Consider the following 17,544-nt stretch of genomic DNA (forward strand, 5'->3'; position numbering starts at 1 on the left):
GCGTGAGGTCCGGACGGTTCGGCGGGCTGTGGCGCGACCGGGAGTTCCTCAAGCTGTGGACCGGCGAGTCCGTCTCGCAGATGGGCGCCCAGATCACTCAACTGGCGCTGCCGCTCGCCGCCGTCTACCAGTTCGAGGCGTCGTCGTCCCAGCTGGGACTGCTGAACGCGGCGAGCTTCGCACCCTTCCTCGGCGCCACGCTCTTCATCGGGGTCTGGGTCGACCGGCGCCGCCGTCTGCCGTTGATGATCTGGAGCAACGTCGGACGTGCCCTGCTGGTGGGCAGTGTGCCGCTGTGCGCGGCGCTGGACGTGCTGAGCATCGGATACCTGTACGTCGTGGCGCTGCTCATCGGCGTGCTCACCGTGCTCTTCGACGTCTCCTACCAGTCCTATCTCCCCTCGCTGATCAGACGCGAGCAGTTGGTGGAGGGCAACAGCAAGCTCCAGGCCACCAGTTCGCTGGCCCAGATCGGCGGCCCCGGACTGGCCGGTCTGCTGGTCGGCTGGCTCACCGCCCCGGTCGCGCTGCTGGCCAACGCGTTCGGCTACGTGGTGTCCGTCGCCGGTCTGCTGGCGATCCGCCGCCCCGAGCCCGCCCCGGCCGTGCCCGTACAGCGCGTCTCCACCGCGCGCGGAATCGCGGAGGGCCTGCGGATGGTGTTCCGCAACGCGCCCATCCGGGCGATCGCCCTGGAGGCCGGGACGTACAACCTGTGCTGGATGTCGCTGCAGACGCTGTTCGTGCTCTACGCCGCGCGGGAACTCGGCATGGGGCCGGCCACCATCGGCCTCGTCCTCGGGATCGGAGCGGTCGGCTCACTGGTGGGCGCGGTCTGCGCGAGCCGGCTCAAGGACCGGCTGGGACTGGGCCGGGCGGTCATCGCCGAACTGGTGCTCTGCTGCGCCGCGCCCGTGCTGGTGCCGCTGGCGCCCGGCGCCGGCCCGCTGTCGTACACCATGTACGTCACCGCCTTCGCCTGCTGCGGCATCGGCTCGACCATGTCGACCATCCATGTGGTGAGCCTGCGCCAGGTGATCACACCGGACCATCTGCTCGGCCGGGTCAACGCCGGCTGCCGGTTCATCGCCTGGGGGCCGCTGCCGCTGGGCGCGCTGATCGGCGGGTACCTCGGCGACGCCGTGGGGCTGCGCCCCGCCCTGTACATCACGGCGTTCGGATTCCTCTTCGCCCTGCTGTGGGTGGTGTTCTCACCCGTCCCGGCGCTGAAGGACTTCCCAGCGGGACCACCGCCGGAGCCCACCACCACGGCCTCCGGGCCTCCGTCCGACACCGGGGCCACCGACTAGGAGCACCCCTTCCGGCGCTCCCCCTGCCCACCGCCCATGCCGTCGTCCGCCCTATCGCGTAGGAGATCACTCGTGACCACGAACGTGCCTGGTCCGCTGTACCAGCCCGCCGGGACCGCCGCAGGACTGGAGAGCGTACGGACCCTGGTGAACACCGCCCTGGACATCCTCCAGGAGGTCTCCGCCGCGCGTCTGGGACCGGTGGCGCCCGGCGGCCCGGAAGGCGCCCGCGCCGCCGCCGGCCGAGCGCTGGCGGGCCCGCTCCTGCCGGAGGAGGGCGGCGACCCGGCCGCCGTGCTGGCGGAGCTGATCCGGCCCTACGCCCAGTGGTCGGTGGACATCACCCACCCGGCGGCGCTGGCCCGGATGCAGCCACCGCCCGCCGACGTGGCCGTCACCGCCGAGCTGGTCACCGCCATCCTCAACCAGTCCCTGCACGCCTGGGAGAGCGGACCCTTCGCCCTGGAGCTGGACCGCTGGGTCATCGCCCAACTGGCCGAACTGGTCGGCTACGACGCCTCGGAGGCGGGCGGCGCGCTCACCCCGGGCGGCAGCGTCTCCAACCTCATGGCGATGACCATGGCCCGGGACACCACCCTGGCGGAGAAGACCGGCGACTACCCCTTCGCCGGGGGGCTGCGCCGGCTCGACGTCCAGCCGGTCGTGCTGTGCCCGGCGGGTGTGCACTTCTCCGTCGAACGCGCGGTGCGCCTGCTGGGCCTGGGCGAGGAGCACATCATCACCGTCCCGGTGGACAAGGACGGCCGGATGATCCCCGAGGAGGCCGACCGCGTTCTCACGGAGCTGCCCGCCGACCAGGTCGCCGTCGCCCTCGTGGCGGTCGCGGGCTCCACCGACCTCGGCATCGTCGACCCCCTTCCCCGGCTCGCCGAGATCGCCCGGCGCCACGGCGTCTGGCTGCACGCCGACGCGGCCTACGGGGCCGGCGCGCTGTTCTCCCCCCGGCTGCGCGGCATGCTCGACGGGCTGGCCGAGGCCGACTCGGTCACCGTCGACCTGCACAAGTTCGGCTGGGCCCCGGCCTCCTCGGCCGTCCTGCTGGTCCGCCGCGCCGAGACCATGCTCTCGTTCGGCCTCCAGCCCACCACCTGCCTCAGTGCCGACGACGACACCTGCGCCGGGTTCATCGGACTCCAGAACACCTCCCTCCAGACCACCCGGCGGGCGGACGCCCTCAAGATCGCGGTCACCATGCGGACCCTCGGCAGCAAGGCCATGGGCGCCATGGTGGACACCTGCCACGACCTCGCCCGGCACGCCGCGGCCTGGATCGACGCCCAGCCGCGCCTGGAACTCGGCACCGAACCGCCGCTCACCGCCGTGCTGTTCCGCTACCTCCCCGATGGCGGCCTGGACACCGACGCCTTCAACGGCGCCCTGCGCCGCCGGGTCATGGAGGAGGGGCGCGCGCTCATCGCGCGTACGCACATCGCCGACGGGTCGGGCGGCAGCAGGGTCTTCCTCAAGCTGATGCTGCTGAACCCGGAGACCACGACCGGCCAACTCGACGCCGTGTGCGAGGAGGTGCTGGCCATCGCCACCGAGATGGAGGCCGCCGCACTGCGGACCCCGGCCCGGGGAGCCGGCCCGGCCGGCTCCTGAGCGGCACCGGTCCCACGGAGAGACGTCCCCGAGTCCCCAGTCCAGCTCGAAGACCAGCGGAGAGAGAGCGGCGATGCCCGAGGTGAACGACCCGCGTACGCGCCCCGGCCGCGTGCCCGGCGACGGGACCGGCCATGGCTCCGGCGCGCCGGACCGCGTGCGCGAATCCATGCGGGTGCTGCCGCGCCCCTTCGCCGTGCCGCTCACCCTGCTGACCGGCCGCCCGTACGCCGGTCAGCGGGCGGTCCACTTCACACCGACCCGCCATCTGGTGAACGCCGTCATGTCGATCGCCTGCGGGGTGGCCCTCAGCGGGACCGCGCTGTGGGCGGCGGGCTGGCTCCTGGTCCTGCTGCTGCCCGGGTGGGCGATGACCCTGCACGGCGCCCGGAACCTGCGGATGATGGTCTACCACCAGTGCGCCCACCAGAACATGTGGCGGCGGCGCGGCGCCGACGCCGCCCTGGGCCGGTTGCTCGCCGCCGTGCTCCTGGTCCAGGACTTCGGCCGGTACAGCGTGGAGCACGTCGGCGACCACCACGCCCTGCATCACATGACGCGCCGCGATCCCACGGTCCAGGCCGTCCTGATCAGCCTGGAACTGCGCCCCGGGATGTCCCGCCGCCAGATGTGGCGGCGGATGCTGGGGAAGGTCTTCTCCCCCTGGTTCCACGCCAGGTTCCTCACCGCCCGGTTCCGCTCGTACTACTCCTTCGCGAGCACCGGCGGGCGCGTGGCGTCCGCGGCCGGCCTCGTCACGGTCGCGGCGCTGGCCACCTGGCTCCACCTCTGGCTCTTCGTACTGCTGGCCTGGGTACTGCCGATGACGGTCCTCTTCCAGATGAGCAACGTCCTGCGGCTGTGCGTCAAGCACACCTTTCCCGCACCGGACCGGACCGTGCGCCGGGGCAAGGCGTACTTCGCCGGCCTCACCAACGCCATCTTCATCGGCGAGGCGGCCCCCTCGCCGGAACTGCCACGGCCGCGCCGGTACGCGGCCTGGGCGCGCTGGTGGACGCGGATGCTGCTGATCCACTTCCCCAGCCGGTACCTGGTCCTCACCGGCGACACCGTGGTCCACGACTTCCACCACAGGCATCCGATGAACAAGGACTGGGCGAACTACATCTTCGCCCGCGAGGAGGACCACCGCCGTGGCAGTCCCGGCTGGCCCGACTACCACGAGGTCTGGGGGCTGGTCGCGGCGATCGACCTGGTCTTCGACTCGCTCCGGGAAGCCGACCCGGAGGAGTACCACCCCGACCGGATCACCGAGGTCAACCACCGTGAGCTGTTCATGGCGTTCGACGACTGACCGCCGCGCCCGCCCCGATCCGACCCAGCCACCGTCCCACCCCGTGAGCACCCGTCCCCAGGAGGAATGGAGCCGATGATCACGATTCCAGGGCAGAGCGGACGCCTCGTCATCCTGGGCGTCGCCGAGAGCGATGCGCACGCCGTCGCCAACCACCTGATCACCATGCAGTTGCGGGACCACGGCTTCACCGTGGTCAACCTCGGTGTCTGCACCCCGCTGAGCGACTTCGCCGACGCCCTGGACCGGCACCCCCAGGCCGAGGCCGTCCTGATCGGCACCCTCAACGGCCACGCCCACCAGGACCTCAGGGCCCTGCCGGAGCTGCGCGCCGCCGGGCGGCTGAACTGCCCCGTGGTGGTCGGTGGCAACCTCTCGGTCGGCAGCCACAAGGACGACGCCGACGAACGGCGACTGTACGACCTGGGCGTCGACCACCTGCTCTCCGACGCCGGCGAACTCGTGCTGCTGCTCGACAGGCTCCACGCGACGATGGCGGCCGAGTCGCGGAATGGCTGAACTGAACGGCCTCGAACTGGCCCCGGAGGTCGCCGCCGCCCTGCCCGGCTGGTCCGACATCCTGACGTATCTCCAGGACGCCCGGCGTCCCTTCGTCGTCGACGTGCTGCGCGCCGCCGACGCCGCCGGCCGCCCGGCCGTCCAGCCGCGCTGCGGCGTCGGCGGGCACGAGGAGATGCTGGCGCTGCTGCGTGAACTCGAACCCGCCGGGCCCGACATCCTCTCCGTCACCATCGACGCGCACACCCGCCTGCGGAAGTTCGACACCGCCCGCGAGCTCATGCTCGACAGCCCGGCCGACCTCAACGGCTACCCGTTGGTGTCGCACGGCTGGCGGCGGGGCCGGGAACTCGGCGAGGCCGTCCACGTCCCGCTGGAGGTCCGGCACGGCTCGCCCGACGGCCGTGACCTGTTCGCGGTGTCGATCGCCGCCGGAATCACCTCCTTCGAGGGCGGCGGCATCGGTTACAACCTGCCGTACTCCAAGAACGTGCCGCTCTCCCGGTCGCTGCGGGCCTGGCAACAGGTGGACGCTCTGTGCGGCGCCCTCGCCGCGTCCGGACTGATCATCGACCGCGAGCTGTTCGGCACCCTGACGGCCGTACTCGTCCCCCCGTCGGTCAGCCTCGCCATGACGATGCTGGAAGGGATCGCGGCGGTCCGGGAGGGCGTCCGCTGTCTGTCGGTCTCCTATCCGCAGGGCGGCGAACCGCACCAGGACATCGCGGCCCTGCGCGCCGTCCGGACGCTTTCGCGCCGCTACCTCGGGACGGCGGTCGAGGTGTACCCGGTGCTCCACGAGTTCATGGGGGTCTTCCCGGCCACCCCCGAGTTCGCCGGGCTGCTGATCCTCCACGGCGGCCTGACGGCCCGGCTCGGCGGCGCGACCAAGGTGATCAACAAGACCGTGCAGGAGGCGTACGGCATCCCCGACGCCGGCGCCAACGCGAACGGTCTGCGCATCGCGGCGCTGGGCGCCTCGCAGCTGCTCGACTTCGTCCGCGTCGACGAGGACCGCGTCGCCGAGGAACAGCACTGGATCGAACGGGAGGTCGCCGAGATCATCGAGCCGGTGCTCGCCACCGGCGCGCTGTTCGACAGCATCGACGCGGCGTTCCGCGCCGGCCGCCTGGACATCCCCTTCAGCGCCAGTGTCCACGCCCGCTCCCAGGTGATCCCCCGACGCGACCGCACCGGTGCCGTCCGGTACGGCGACAGCGGGGGCCTGCCGTTCTCCGGCGCCGTGCTCCGCCGGCAGGCCGACCTGCTCAGGGAGCCGGAGGGCACCCGGCCCCGCACCCGCATCGAAGCGGCCACCGCCGACATCCACTACTTCCCGGACCTGGAGAACGCCTTCCGTTCCGGCTGCTCCCCCTACCGTTCACAGCCCTGATCGAGGTACTGATGACAACCGAGAACCCGACCGTCCCCCAGCCGACCGGCCCGCGTCCTGCCACGCCGGACCCGCAGAAGGGGGCCCGGGTCGTCGCCGACGACCGGGCCCATCTCTTCCACTCCTGGGCCGCCCAGGGCAATCTGGCCCCGGTGCCCGTGGCGGGTGCCTCGGGGCGGTACTTCTGGGACTACTCAGGGAAGCGCTACCTGGACTTCTCGTCCCAGTTCATCAACCTGAACATCGGGCACGCGCACCCCAAGGTCGTCGCGGCGATCAAGGACCAGGCCGACGAGATCTGCATGATCGCCTCGACCTTCGCCAACGACAAGCGCGGTGAGGCGGCCCGGCTGATCGCCGAGCTGGCGCCCGAGGGGCTCGACCGGGTCTTCTTCACCAACGGCGGGGCGGAGGCCAACGAGCACGCGGTGCGGATGGCCCGCATGCACACCGGCCGTCCCAAGGTGCTGTCGGCCTACCGTTCGTACCACGGCGGCACGTCGACGGCCATCAGCCTGACCGGTGACCCCCGCCGCTGGGCCAACGAGCACTCCGGCAGCGCTTCGGGAAACGTCGCGCACTTCTTCGGCCCGTACCTCTACCGCTCACACTTCCACGCGGCCACCGAGGCCGAGGAGTGCGCGCGGGCCCTCGCCCACCTGGAGCAGGTCATCGCCTTCGAGGGCCCTTCGACGATCGCCGCGGTCGTCCTGGAGACCGTCGTCGGCACGGCGGGCATCCTCGTACCGCCGCCCGGCTACCTCCAGGGCGTCCGTGAGCTGTGCGACCGCCACGGCATCCTCTACATCGCCGACGAGGTGATGTCCGGCTTCGGGCGCACCGGCGCGTGGTTCGCCGTCGACCACTGGGACGTCGTCCCCGACCTCATCACGTTCGCCAAGGGGGTCAACTCCGGCTACGTCCCGCTCGGCGGCGTACTCCTCTCCGACGCCGTCCACGAGACCTTCCGTGACACGGTCTACCCCGGCGGCCTCACGTACTCCGGGCATCCGCTGGCCTGTGCCGCCGCCGTCGCCACCATCACCGCGATGAAGGAGGAGCGGATCAACGAGAACGCCACACGCGTCGGCGAGGAGGTCATCGGCCCCGGCCTGCGGCAGATCGCGGAGAACCACCCGTCGGTCGGTGAGGTGCGCGGCCTGGGCGTCTTCTGGGCGGTGGAACTGGTACGCGACCGCGAGACCCGCGAAATGCTCGTTCCGTACGCGGCGGGAGGCGCCCTGACGCGCCCGGTGGACGAGGTGGTCGCCGCCTGCAAGGAGGGCGGCCTGTGGCCCGTCTACAACTTCAACCGCATCCACGTCGTCCCGCCGTGCAACATCACCGACGACGAGGCGCGTGAGGGTCTGGCGATCCTCGACGGAGCGCTCTACGCCGCCGACAAGTACGTCGGCTGACGGGAGGCGCGTCGGTGCCGGGGCGCGGCCACGCCCCGGCACCGACGCGCGAGCCGCCGGACCCGAGGCGGACGCCCCGAGGTGAATGCCCCGCGCCATGCCCCGCGCCATGACCCGCGTCACCGGACCGGCCGGTGACCTTACGGCCTCGCGGTTCGGTCGGGAAGGGGTGTTTCATGGAGGTGTGGTGAGGGCAGCCGCGAGGAGAAGTGCAAACTTCCGGGACGGGGAATCCGCGGACGAGAGGTCCAGTCGCGTGACGCTGAAGGTGGACGAGACCGAGCACGGCGCGTGGACCGTGCTGCACATCCGCGGCGAGCTGGACCTGGCGACCTCTCCCGCCGTACGGCAGTCCGTCCACGAGGTGGTCGCGAGCGGCCGGCACGACGTGGTGGTCGACCTCGGCGAGGTCTTCTTCTGCGACTCCAGCGGGGTCGGCGAGCTGATCGCGGCCCGCCGTCTGATGCGCTCCTGCGGCGGACGGCTGCGGCTGATCCTCCCGGACCGGGGCGCGGCCGACGGCTCCCACGTCAATCGCGTGCTGAACGCCCTCGGGGTGCGCCGGCTGTTCGACGTCTACCCGGACACGACGGCGGCCATGGACGAGCGGGCGCAGCCGCTCTCGGCCTGAGGTGATCGATCCGGCGGCGAGGGCCGGGGACGGGCCGTGGACGCCCGTACCGTACCCGTCGACACCCCGTCCGTACCCGTCCGTGTCCGTGGAGCGCGTCCGCCGACGGCCGCCCGCCGCCCCTGTCGCGTGGAACCGGCCGTCGTGCCCGAGCGCCGGCGCCACCACCGGGAGCCGGACGACCGATTGAGGCCCAGTTCGTAACAATGAGCGGGGGCTCATCGGTGACACAGGAAGCTGTCGGCGTCGTACGCTCCCCGCATGGACAGCGCAGAGTACGAGCGCAAGATCGCCTTCCGCTTCGCCGCCTTCGACCAGGACGGCAACGGCTGTATCGATCGTGCGGATTTCAGTTCGGCCGCGGCCCGTCTGCTCGCGGAATTCGGTACGACGGCCCGTTGCGACAGGGGCCAGGCCCTCTACAGCGGGGCGGAGGCGTTCTGGCAGGGCATGGCGGGGATCGCCGATGTCGACGGGGACCAGCGCGTCACCCGTGAGGAGTTCGTGGGCGGCGCCGTGAAGCGGCTACGGGACAGCCCCGAGCGCTTCGCGGAGATCGCCCGCCCCTTCCTGCGCGCGGCACTGGCCGTCGCCGACAAGGACGACGCGGGCGGGGCGTCGGTGCCCGCGGTGGAGCGGGCGCTGCGGGTGCTGGGCGCGAGCCCCGAGATGGCGGGGGTCGCCGCCCGGACACTCGACGCCGACCAGGACGGCCGGATCACCGAGGACGAGGTGGTCGCGGCGCTCGCGGTCTACTTCACGGTGGTCGAGCCGGACGCGTGACCTGACCCGACAGGGCCCGGCTCTCCGCCGGGCCCGGACGTCTCCTGGGCCCGAACCTGTTCCGGACCCGACCCTCCCGCCCTCCCGGGCCCGCGAAGGAGCCGCGGGCCCACCCGGCCCGGCCCGGCGTCGATGTCGGCTCCGCGCACCGGTCATCACGTCGGCGGCGACGGAGTGCGTCAGCCCGCGCGGGCGCCTACGGCGCGGTCGTGGGGCGTCGGGCCTGAGTGTGCCGCACGGCACGGGACCTCCGTGGGGTCCCGGTGTGACAACGGGTACCCGTCACCACGTCAGTTCTGCCCACACCACTTTTCCCATCGGGCGATCGTCGGTTCCCCAGCGGGCAAGGCGTTCCACGATGAGCAGCCCCCTGCCGCGGTCACGGACATCGCTCTCCGGGCGAAGACGCGGTCGGCGGCGGACGGGGTCCTGGACCTCGACCCGTACGCGATCGGGCTCGGCCTCGATGGCGACACACAGCGAGTCACCGGGTTCGGTGCCGTATCTGACGCTGTTCGTGACCAGTTCGGACACGACCAGCTCGACGTCGTCGACGCGGTCGGGGCGGATTCCGGGCGCCTGCCAGGCCACGACTTCGCGAGCGTAGCGGCGGGCGTGCGCCACGGATTCCGGATGGCCGGCGAAGACCGCCTGTGGGGGTGGGCCGGGGATCGGATAGGGGGATGCCGAAGCTTCAAGCGCTGTCACTGTGCGTTCCTCTCGGAGCCGTTGCACGCTCTGTGCTAGGCCAGAACGTAGCGTGACCTAGGACAGAGTGCCAGGCATTCTCGGGGGTATCCGCACAAGGTGTGACCTAGTACAGTCGTGTTGACCTAGGACAGAGAGGAAGCCGTGTCAGAGACCCAACCGCCCTACATGCAAGTGGCCGAGCGCATTCGGCGGCGCATTCTCGACGGGGTGTTCGCGGAAGGGATGAAGCTGCCGCCGGTCCGAGAGCTGGCCAAGCAGGAAGGGGTGGCCGTCGCCACTCTCGGGCGCAGCCTTGATCACCTTCAGGTGGAGGGGTACATCACGACGTCCCGGAGAGGGACCTTCGTGGCCGACGCGCCGTCGGTCGCTCCCAGCGCGTACGACCGGATCAGCCGCGTTCTGCGGAGCGGTTCGGTTCTCGGTGACGGTGAAACGATGCTCGTGACCGACGCGGACCTGGTCGTGCCGCCCGTCTACGTCGCCGACATCTTCGACCTGGACCCGGGTGACCAGGTGGTGCGTCGGCAGTGGCACACCGGCAAGGGCGCGCAGCGCCTGATGCTGGCCGTGACCTGGTACCCGGCCCAATTCGCCGCCCTGGTGCCGGACTTGCTCTCCACCGCGCCGGGCAAGGGAACCGGTCTGCTCCCGCGCATTCAGGACGCCACCGGGCGCCGTGTCACGGCCGGGCGCGACGACGTGCACGGCAGGGACGCCGACGCGCGTGAGGCCTCGTTCCTCGGGATTCGGCCGGGGTCCCCGATCCTGGCCGGGGCGCATCGGCTCTGGGACGACGAAGGTGTCATGGAGTACGGCGAGTGGTGCCTCCCGTACCGCCTCGTCATCGGTTACGAGTACGGCATCGACGCGGCCCCTGATCGGGACCGGACCACCTGAGCTGTCCGACCCCGGACTCCGGACGCGCGGTCGATTTCGGCGCCCCGGTGACGTAGAAGAGCCCTGAGCCTCACGCTGTGGAGTTACGCAGCGCAGTCGGTGGGCATCGAGACCGGGTTGTGTCCTCTGCGTGATTCGTCACGGGCCGGAGTCGGTGTCCGTTTCGGGTACTCTCCGTGGGATGCGAGTGGTTCTGGAACCGAGCGATCCGGATGTGGCCCCTGCGGCGACTCCGATCCGGGAACGCTGTCCCGCTCGCGCCTTGGGGAGAAGCGCCGGACCGGTACGGAGATCGATTTCCGTGACGGTGGTGCGTCCCTGTTCGACTCTCCGCGACGCGCGTCGCACAGTATGCACCCGGCGTACTCCTTCGCGCTGGAATATGCCCGAAGCGCTTGTTGCGGTGACTGTACGTCAACCATGCTGTCGCGTAAGGGAATCACGTTCCGTGACCCTGAGGAGACGCGAGGCGATGTGTCCGCCGGTTCGGATGGTGTGAGCGGTGCAGGTGCTTCAGGTGCAACTTGAGATCGGGGCCGATCCCGCAGAGGTCGGGCGGGCTCGTAGATGGGCGCGGTCGAGGCTGGTCGGTTCCGGAATAGGGGACGACGAGCCGCTGGCCGAGACGCTGATCCTGCTGATCTCGGAACTCGTGACGAACGCGGTCGTCCACACCGGCTGCCCGGCCGTGCTGCGGATGCTGTTCGGCTGTCCGGGGACGCCGGGAGCGGCCGAGACCGTACGGGTCGAGGTGGCCGACGTCAGCTGCCGCCCGCCACGTCAGCGGCATGCCGAGGGCGACGACACCAATGGGCGGGGCCTGGAGCTGGTCGACGGCCTCGCCGACCGCTGGGGCTGGCAGCCGGAGGGCGTCGGCAAACGCATCTGGTGCGAGGTCGACCGGGAGGCGCCGGAAGCGCGGAAGCGGACGGACGTCCGTGGCGCGCACGGCGGTGGCGGAGCGTTCGAGGTGGCCGGGCCGCCGGTCGCGTACGGGCCGACGCGCGCCGTCACCCACAGCGTCTGACGGCGAGCGGGCGGCGGCCGGGTGGCGATCGGGTCGCGACCGGGTCACGTTCGGATGTCCGGGGCCGGGTCGCGATCGGATGGTCCGGGGCCGGGAGAGGCCGCGGACCGGGAAGGCCCACGGACCGGTAGGGGGCCGACAGGGGCCGGCCGGGCGCTGGCGATGCCGCTTCCGCCCGCTCCGCCCCCGCCCGTCCCCGACCCTCAACCCGCCTGTCGGTCCGCCGTCGCGCGGAACGTGCGGCGGTACACCGTCGGCGGCACGCCCAGCGACGCCTGGATGTGCTGGCGCAGTGACGTCGGCGTACCGAAGCCCGCGTCCCTCGCCACCCGGTCGATGGAGAGGTCCGTCGACTCCAGCAGTTGCCGCGCCCGCTCCACCCGTTGCAGGACCAGCCACTGACCGGGGCTGATCCCCACCTCCTCGCGGAACTTGCGGGTGAACGTCCGGATGCTCATCGACTCCTGCTGCGCCATGTCCCGCAGCTGTATCGGCCGGTCGAGCCGGTCCAGCGCCCAGGCCCGTGCGGTGGTCGTGGTGGCGGACCGCGGTTGCGGGACGGGGCGCCGGATGTACTGCGCCTGCCCGCCCTCGCGGTGCGGCGGTACGACGGTGTGGCGTGCGACGTCGTTGGCCACGGCGGTGCCGTGGTCGCGGCGCACGATGTGCAGACAGAGATCGATCCCGGCGGCCACCCCCGCCGACGTCAGCACGTCACCGTCGTCGATGAACAGGACGTCCGGATCGACCCTCACCTTCGGGAACAGCTCCTGGAAGTGGTCGGCGAACGCCCAGTGGGTGGTGGCGGGGCGGCCGTCGAGACGCCCGGCGGCGGCGAGCACATAGCTGCCCGTGCAGATGGACACCATGCGGGTGCCCGGCCTGATGTACGCGAACGCCGCGGCCAGTTCGTCGGTGAGCACGCCGTGCGTCCGCACCGGCCCGAGTTCGTTCGAGGCCGGGATGATCACCGAGTCCGCGGTGGCCAGGGCCTCCGGGCCGTTCTCCACCACGATCGTGAAGTCCGAGTCGGTGCGGACCGGGCCCGGCGGACGAATGGAACAGGTCACGACTTCGTACAGTTTTCGACCCTCGTCGTGCGACTCCACACCGAACGATCTGCCGAATATCCTCTGAGGGATGCCCAGTTCGAACAGGAGCAACCCGTCGAGGGCCAGGACGACGATTCGATGCGGCATGGCGGACTCCCTCCGGTACTAGCTGGTATAGACCTTAAGCTGATACATGTCACCGGTGTGAGGGATAAACCGAGACAGAGCGACGGCATTCCCGGGCCGGCCCCCGATGGGGAACCCCGCGCGGTATCGAGCGCGGTATCGACCGCGGGACACGGTGTGACGATCGGTGCCGGGCCGGTGGTCGTGCCCGGCGGTCCCGATGGGAACGCGGCGCCCGGCGGTCCGGGCCGGAACGTGCCGCCCGGCCGTGTCGCGGTCGAGCGAACTGGCGCGGCCCTCCTGCCGCCGGAGCCGGGGCGGTTCGGCGGCGAGCTCTGGAACCGTAACTTCCGGCTCTTCTTCATCGCCCGTACCGCCGCGCTCTTCGGCGACGGCATGATTCCCGTGGCACTCACCGCGGGCCTGCTGGGCGCCGGGCGCCCGGCCTCCTCCGTGGGCTACGCGCTGGCCGCGTGGATGGGGCCGCTCGCCTTCTTCGTGCTGTTCGGCGGCGTACTCGCGGACCGGTTCACCCCCCGCCGCATGATGATCATCGCGGACGTGCTGCGGCTGGTCGGGGCCTCGCTGCTCGCGGTGACCTTCGCGGCCGGCGATCCGCCGCTCTGGTCCGTGTACGCGCTCAGCTCGGTGGCCGGTGTCGGCGCCGCGCTCTTCCAGCCGGGGGTCGCCTCGACCGTGCCCCGGGTGGCGGGTGACGTCCAGCGGGCCAACGCCGTGCTGCGGGTCTCCGAGGCGCTGATGACGATGGCGGGTCCCGCGTTCGCGGGGGTGCTCGTCGGTCTGGCGAGCGCCGGTGCGGTGTACGCGGCCAACGCGTCGACCTTCGCCGTGTCCGGCGTCTGCCTCTTTCTGCTGCGGCTCGCGCCCGCCCCGGCCGACACCGCCGTGCGGGGCACGATGGTCGCCGAACTGGTCGGCGGGTGGCGCGAGTTCAAGGCCAGGAGCTGGCTGTGGGGGGTGATCGCGATCTGGACGGTGTACGGGTTCACGGTCCTCGGCCCGATGCTCCCGCTCACCGCCGTCCAGGTCACCGAGACCCACGGGTCGGGGACGTACGGCGCGATGATGGCGGTCAACGGAGCGGGCAGTGTGGTCGGCGGCCTGCTCGCGCTGCGTCTGCGGCCACGCCGCCCGCTGGCGGCCGGGGCGATGGCCCTGTCCGGGGTCGGGGTGAACCTGGTGGTGCTCGGACTGGGGCTGCCGGTGCTCGCGCTGGGCGCGGGGCAGTTCGTGGCGGGCGCGGTGTTCGCGTTCTGGCTGGTGATGTGGTCCACGACGGTCCAGACGCATGTCCCGCCGGAGGCCCTGAACCGGCTGCACGCCTACGACGTGGCCGGTTCCCTGCTGATGCTGGCGGCCGGCCGGGCGCTGGCGGGACCGGTCGCCGAGGCGGTGGGCACGTCGGAGGTGCTGCTGGCCGGTGCGGTGATCAATGTGCTGGCGGTGACGGTACTGCTGGTGGCCCGCCCGATCCGGCGGTTGGAACGGGTGGTGTGAGGAGGCGGGGCGGCCGGAGTGGGTCGGGTGGCCGGAGTGGGTCGGGTGGCGTGAGGGCGCGGGGCGGCCGGAGTGGAACGGGCGGCGTGAGGGGGAGGGCGGCCGGAGTGGGGCGGGACGGCGCGTGAGGGGGCGGGGCGACAGGAGCGGGTCGGGACGGCGCGGAGGGGACGGGCGCGGTGGGAGGCGGGGAAGTGATGCCGGGGGAGCGGTGGCACGGGGTACGGGAGCTGTGCGGGTGCGCGCGGCGGCGGCCGGGGCGGCGGTCCTGACCGTGGCGGCCGGTCTCGGTGTCCGCGCGGTGGCGGGCGGTGACCTCGCCAAGTACGCCGGGGACGCGCTCTACACCGTGCTGATCCACATCTTGGTGGTGCTGATCGTGCCCCGGGTGCGGCCGGTCACGGCGGCCGGGGTCGCGCTGATCTTCAGCTGGGCGGTCGAGCTGCTGCAACTGACCGACCTACCGGCGTGGTTGGCCGAGCGGAGCGTGGCGGCCCGGTTGGTTCTCGGCTCGACGTTCAATGCCCCGGACCTCGCCTGGTACGGGGCGGGCGCGGCTCTCGCCTGGTGCGCGCACACGGCGTGCGCGCGGGTGGTGGCCCGGGAGCCGTGAGCGCGTCCCGTGCGCCGCGTGCACCCGGGTGGCCCGAAACTTTCGAAGCATGTCCCTCCGGCCACTCGTGGTGGACCGGCCGCCGCCGGATGCTGAGTGACGTGATCAAGTCAACCAACAGCACCGCCGAGCAGGACGACGACCGACCGGTCGTCACCGGCCCGGACCACCCACCGACCTCCGCGGCAGCTGAGACCACCGTTCCCCAGGCGGGCCCGCACGGGACTGCCGCTCCGCACGCGGCCGCCGCCGCTTCGGCCGGTACACGCGCGACCCCGGCCGGACCCCGCGCCGATGCGGCCGGACCGTGTGCGGCCCCGGCTCCTTCGGACGGCCGGCGCGGGGCCGCCGCCCCTCCGGCCGTTCCGCACGCGGCCTCCGCCCCTCCGGTTGGCCCGCGCCCCCGTTTCCGCGTCCACCGGGCCTGGATCGTCGCCGCCGTCGGCTTCCTGACGATCGTCGGCGCCGCTGCCTTCGGCTCGCTTCCCGGTCTGCTGATCGATCCGCTCCACACGGAATTCGGCTGGTCGCGCGGCGAGATCGGCCTCGCCATCTCCATCGACATGGCGCTCTACGGCCTCACCGCCCCCTTCTCCGCCGCGCTGATGGACCGGTTCGGCATCCGGAGGGTCGTGGTCGGCGCGCTGAGCGCCATCGCGGCGGGCGCCCTGGCCAGTGTGTGGATGACGGCCGCCTGGCAGCTGATGATCTACTGGGGGCTACTCGTCGGCCTCGGCACCGGGTCCATGGCGGTGGCGTTCTCCGCGACGATCACCGACCGCTGGTTCGTCGCCCGCCGGGGCCTGGTGACCGGCATCCTCACCGCGGCGGGTGCCTCCGGCCAACTCGTCTTCCTGCCGCTCTGCGCCTGGATCGTGGATCAGCACGGCTGGCGACCGGCGTCGGTCACCGTCGCTCTCGCGGCGCTCGCCGTCGTACCGTTCGTCTGGCTGCTGATGCGCGACCACCCGGCCGATGTGGGCATCGCCCCGTACGGCGGTACGTACGTGCCGAAGCCCGCGCCCACCCGGGGAGCTGTGTCCCGCACCTTCCGGGTGCTCCGCGACGCCGCCCGCACGGGACCGTTCTGGCTGCTCGCGGGCTCCTTCGCGATCTGCGGTGCCACGACCAACGGACTGATCCGTACGCACTTCGTGCCGTCCGCCCACGATCACGGCATGCCGATAACCGCCGCCGCCTCACTGCTCGCGGTGGTCGGTGTCTTCGACATCGTCGGCACGATCTTCTCCGGCTGGCTCACCGACCGCTTCGATTCCCGCCGGCTGCTCGCCGTCTACTACGCGCTGCGCGGCATATCGCTGCTCTTCCTGCCGCTGCTGCTGGCCCCGACCGTGGAACCGCCGATGATCTTCTTCATCGTCTTCTACGGCCTGGACTGGGTCGCCACGGTCCCGCCCACCCTGGCGCTGTGCCGGGCGCACTTCGGGGCGGACACCGCGATCGTCTTCGGCTGGGTGCTCGCCTCGCACCAGGTGGGTGCGGCGGTGGTGGCCCTGCTCGGCGGTCTGGCCCGGGACGCGTTCGGTTCGTACGACCTGGTCTGGTACGCGTCCGGCGCGCTGTGCGCCACCGCCGCGCTGATGGCGCTGGTGATCCGGCGCAGACCGGTCGTGCCGGTGCCACCGGTGGCGTGACCGGCGGACGTCGTCGGTCACGGCACCAGCGGTACGGTCACGGCACCAGCGACGCGGGTGCGCGGCACGCGGTCAGCTCGACGGCATGAGGACTTCGTCGACGGTGTAGACCTTGGCGTTCGACGTCTTGAGGTTGCCGCAGTCGATCTTCGCCTTGTCGTTGACCTTGAACGAGGTGCCGGAGCCGGAGGTGGTCAGGGAACCGCCCTCGTCGGTCTTGAAGCTGCCGTCGTGGAGCTGGCTCGGTTTCACGTCCTCCTTCACCCAGTGGTACGAGATGATCTTCTTGAGGCGTGCCGTGTCCTTGAGGAGCTTGTCGACCTGGGCCTTGCCCAGCTTGTCGAACGCCTTGTCGGTGGGGGCGAAGAGGGTGCTGTCCTTCGCCTTGTCGAGCGTGTCGCTCAGTCCGGCCTTCATCACCGCCTTGTTCAGCGTCGACAGCTCGGGGTTGTGCGCGAGGGCTGTCGCGACCGGCTCCTTGGCCATCTCGCTGACGCTGCCCCGACCGCTCTTCGGCAGGGCCGAGCACCCCGGGCCGAACGGCTTCGAGTCGTCCGGAGCCATGGAGGCACTCGAACTGGCGCTGGCGCTCGCGCTGGTGGACGGGCTCGGCGATGCCGTGTCGGCGAACGCCGTGGGCGCGAGGGTGCCCAGGGTCACCGGAAGGGCCACTGCGGCCGCGACGGCCAGAGCGGTGGTGCGGAAGCGGGGAGACTGCATGTCAAATCCTCTTCCTGACGGGAGTGGGGTCCGGTTTCGTCTCCGGAACGAGGGGCAGCCGCGTCGGCTCCCCTGGTGCGGCCGGGCGGGGACAGGGCCGTACTCACCTGCCGGGCGCCGCGTGATCCTGTTGTCGATCAAGCCACTCACCCAGTTAAGCGCGATACCGCCGACACGGCATCTCGAAACCGCGTCCGCCGCCGGCCGGGTAGCCGTGTCCGCCGCCCCGCCGG

16 protein-coding genes are annotated in these 17,544 nt (G+C 71.7%); 13 read left to right on the top strand and 3 right to left on the bottom strand.

What is annotated here, in order from left to right; genetic code table 11:
- The first annotated feature begins 2 nt into the window (after window positions 1-2).
- The 8 genes from PZB75_RS19020 (at window position 3) to PZB75_RS19055 (ending at window position 8,992) form a co-directional block, all read left to right on the top strand.
- The gene (locus PZB75_RS19020) at window positions 3-1,310 is read left to right on the top strand and encodes an MFS transporter (protein WP_275536508.1); all 1,308 of its coding nucleotides are present in this window, start codon (window positions 3-5) and stop codon (window positions 1,308-1,310) included.
- A 72-nt stretch (window positions 1,311-1,382) separates the two neighbouring features.
- A complete protein-coding gene (locus PZB75_RS19025) occupies window positions 1,383-2,933 on the top strand; it encodes a pyridoxal-dependent decarboxylase (protein WP_275536509.1) in 1,551 nt (516 codons plus the stop codon).
- A 73-nt stretch (window positions 2,934-3,006) separates the two neighbouring features.
- Window positions 3,007-4,248: a fatty acid desaturase gene (locus PZB75_RS19030; protein ID WP_275536510.1), complete on the top strand. Its 1,242-nt coding sequence runs from the start codon at window positions 3,007-3,009 to the stop codon at window positions 4,246-4,248.
- A 75-nt stretch (window positions 4,249-4,323) separates the two neighbouring features.
- Window positions 4,324-4,767, top strand: coding sequence for a cobalamin-dependent protein (locus tag PZB75_RS19035; RefSeq protein WP_275536511.1), 444 nt, complete (start codon window positions 4,324-4,326; stop codon window positions 4,765-4,767).
- Window positions 4,760-6,160, top strand: a complete 1,401-nt coding sequence (locus PZB75_RS19040) for a methylaspartate mutase (protein WP_275536512.1) — start codon at window positions 4,760-4,762, stop codon at window positions 6,158-6,160. Before PZB75_RS19035 ends, PZB75_RS19040 begins: the two co-directional genes overlap by 8 nt.
- An 11-nt stretch (window positions 6,161-6,171) precedes the next feature.
- On the top strand, window positions 6,172-7,578 hold the full coding sequence (locus tag PZB75_RS19045; protein WP_275536513.1) for an aspartate aminotransferase family protein: 1,407 nt from the start codon (window positions 6,172-6,174) through the stop codon (window positions 7,576-7,578).
- Between the two features lie 256 nt (window positions 7,579-7,834).
- Window positions 7,835-8,209 carry an STAS domain-containing protein gene (locus PZB75_RS19050; protein WP_275536514.1) on the top strand — a complete coding sequence of 125 codons (375 nt, stop codon included), beginning with the start codon at window positions 7,835-7,837 and terminating at the stop codon, window positions 8,207-8,209.
- 261 nt (window positions 8,210-8,470) lie between these two features.
- On the top strand, window positions 8,471-8,992 hold the full coding sequence (locus PZB75_RS19055; protein ID WP_275536515.1) for an EF-hand domain-containing protein: 522 nt from the start codon (window positions 8,471-8,473) through the stop codon (window positions 8,990-8,992).
- Between the two features lie 282 nt (window positions 8,993-9,274).
- On the opposite strand, the gene PZB75_RS19060 is transcribed toward PZB75_RS19055, so the two are convergent.
- Window positions 9,275-9,700, bottom strand: a complete 426-nt coding sequence (locus PZB75_RS19060) for an ATP-binding protein (protein ID WP_275536516.1) — start codon at window positions 9,698-9,700, stop codon at window positions 9,275-9,277.
- 168 nt (window positions 9,701-9,868) lie between these two features.
- Here PZB75_RS19060 and PZB75_RS19065 point away from each other — a divergent pair, with 168 nt between their 5' ends.
- Both PZB75_RS19065 and PZB75_RS19070 read left to right on the top strand, forming a co-directional pair.
- Window positions 9,869-10,600, top strand: coding sequence for a GntR family transcriptional regulator (locus PZB75_RS19065; RefSeq protein WP_275538765.1), 732 nt, complete (start codon window positions 9,869-9,871; stop codon window positions 10,598-10,600).
- A 502-nt stretch (window positions 10,601-11,102) separates the two neighbouring features.
- A complete protein-coding gene (locus PZB75_RS19070) occupies window positions 11,103-11,627 on the top strand; it encodes an ATP-binding protein (protein ID WP_275536517.1) in 525 nt (174 codons plus the stop codon).
- 203 nt (window positions 11,628-11,830) lie between these two features.
- Here the strand turns inward: PZB75_RS19070 and PZB75_RS19075 are convergent, their stop codons facing one another.
- A complete protein-coding gene (locus PZB75_RS19075) occupies window positions 11,831-12,826 on the bottom strand; it encodes a helix-turn-helix domain-containing protein (RefSeq protein WP_275536518.1) in 996 nt (331 codons plus the stop codon).
- Window positions 12,827-13,105: 279 nt separating this feature from the next.
- Here PZB75_RS19075 and PZB75_RS19080 point away from each other — a divergent pair, with 279 nt between their 5' ends.
- The 3 genes from PZB75_RS19080 to PZB75_RS19090 all read left to right on the top strand — a co-directional run bounded on the left by PZB75_RS19080 (window position 13,106) and on the right by PZB75_RS19090 (window position 16,591).
- The gene (locus PZB75_RS19080; RefSeq protein ID WP_275538766.1) at window positions 13,106-14,323 is read left to right on the top strand and encodes an MFS transporter; all 1,218 of its coding nucleotides are present in this window, start codon (window positions 13,106-13,108) and stop codon (window positions 14,321-14,323) included.
- Between the two features lie 211 nt (window positions 14,324-14,534).
- Window positions 14,535-14,936, top strand: a complete 402-nt coding sequence (locus PZB75_RS19085) for a DUF2809 domain-containing protein (protein ID WP_275536519.1) — start codon at window positions 14,535-14,537, stop codon at window positions 14,934-14,936.
- A gap of 101 nt (window positions 14,937-15,037) precedes the next feature.
- Window positions 15,038-16,591: an MFS transporter gene (locus PZB75_RS19090; RefSeq protein ID WP_275536520.1), complete on the top strand. Its 1,554-nt coding sequence runs from the start codon at window positions 15,038-15,040 to the stop codon at window positions 16,589-16,591.
- Window positions 16,592-16,663: 72 nt separating this feature from the next.
- Here the strand turns inward: PZB75_RS19090 and PZB75_RS19095 are convergent, their stop codons facing one another.
- The gene (locus tag PZB75_RS19095; RefSeq protein WP_275536521.1) at window positions 16,664-17,311 is read right to left on the bottom strand and encodes a fasciclin domain-containing protein; all 648 of its coding nucleotides are present in this window, start codon (window positions 17,309-17,311) and stop codon (window positions 16,664-16,666) included.
- Between the last annotated feature and the right edge of the window lie 233 nt (window positions 17,312-17,544).

Source organism: Streptomyces sp. AM 4-1-1 (genome assembly GCF_029167625.1).
GTDB lineage: Bacteria > Actinomycetota > Actinomycetes > Streptomycetales > Streptomycetaceae > Streptomyces.

Coding starts and splice junctions, on each gene's coding strand:
- PZB75_RS19045 (WP_275536513.1), top strand. CDS start 6,172: ATGACAACCGAGAACCCGACCGTCCCCCAGCCGACCGGCCCGCGTCCT.
- PZB75_RS19030 (WP_275536510.1), top strand. CDS start 3,007: ATGCCCGAGGTGAACGACCCGCGTACGCGCCCCGGCCGCGTGCCCGGC.
- PZB75_RS19065 (WP_275538765.1), top strand. CDS start 9,869: ATGCAAGTGGCCGAGCGCATTCGGCGGCGCATTCTCGACGGGGTGTTC.
- PZB75_RS19040 (WP_275536512.1), top strand. CDS start 4,760: ATGGCTGAACTGAACGGCCTCGAACTGGCCCCGGAGGTCGCCGCCGCC.
- PZB75_RS19095 (WP_275536521.1), bottom strand. CDS start 17,311: ATGCAGTCTCCCCGCTTCCGCACCACCGCTCTGGCCGTCGCGGCCGCA.
- PZB75_RS19055 (WP_275536515.1), top strand. CDS start 8,471: ATGGACAGCGCAGAGTACGAGCGCAAGATCGCCTTCCGCTTCGCCGCC.
- PZB75_RS19075 (WP_275536518.1), bottom strand. CDS start 12,826: ATGCCGCATCGAATCGTCGTCCTGGCCCTCGACGGGTTGCTCCTGTTC.
- PZB75_RS19035 (WP_275536511.1), top strand. CDS start 4,324: ATGATCACGATTCCAGGGCAGAGCGGACGCCTCGTCATCCTGGGCGTC.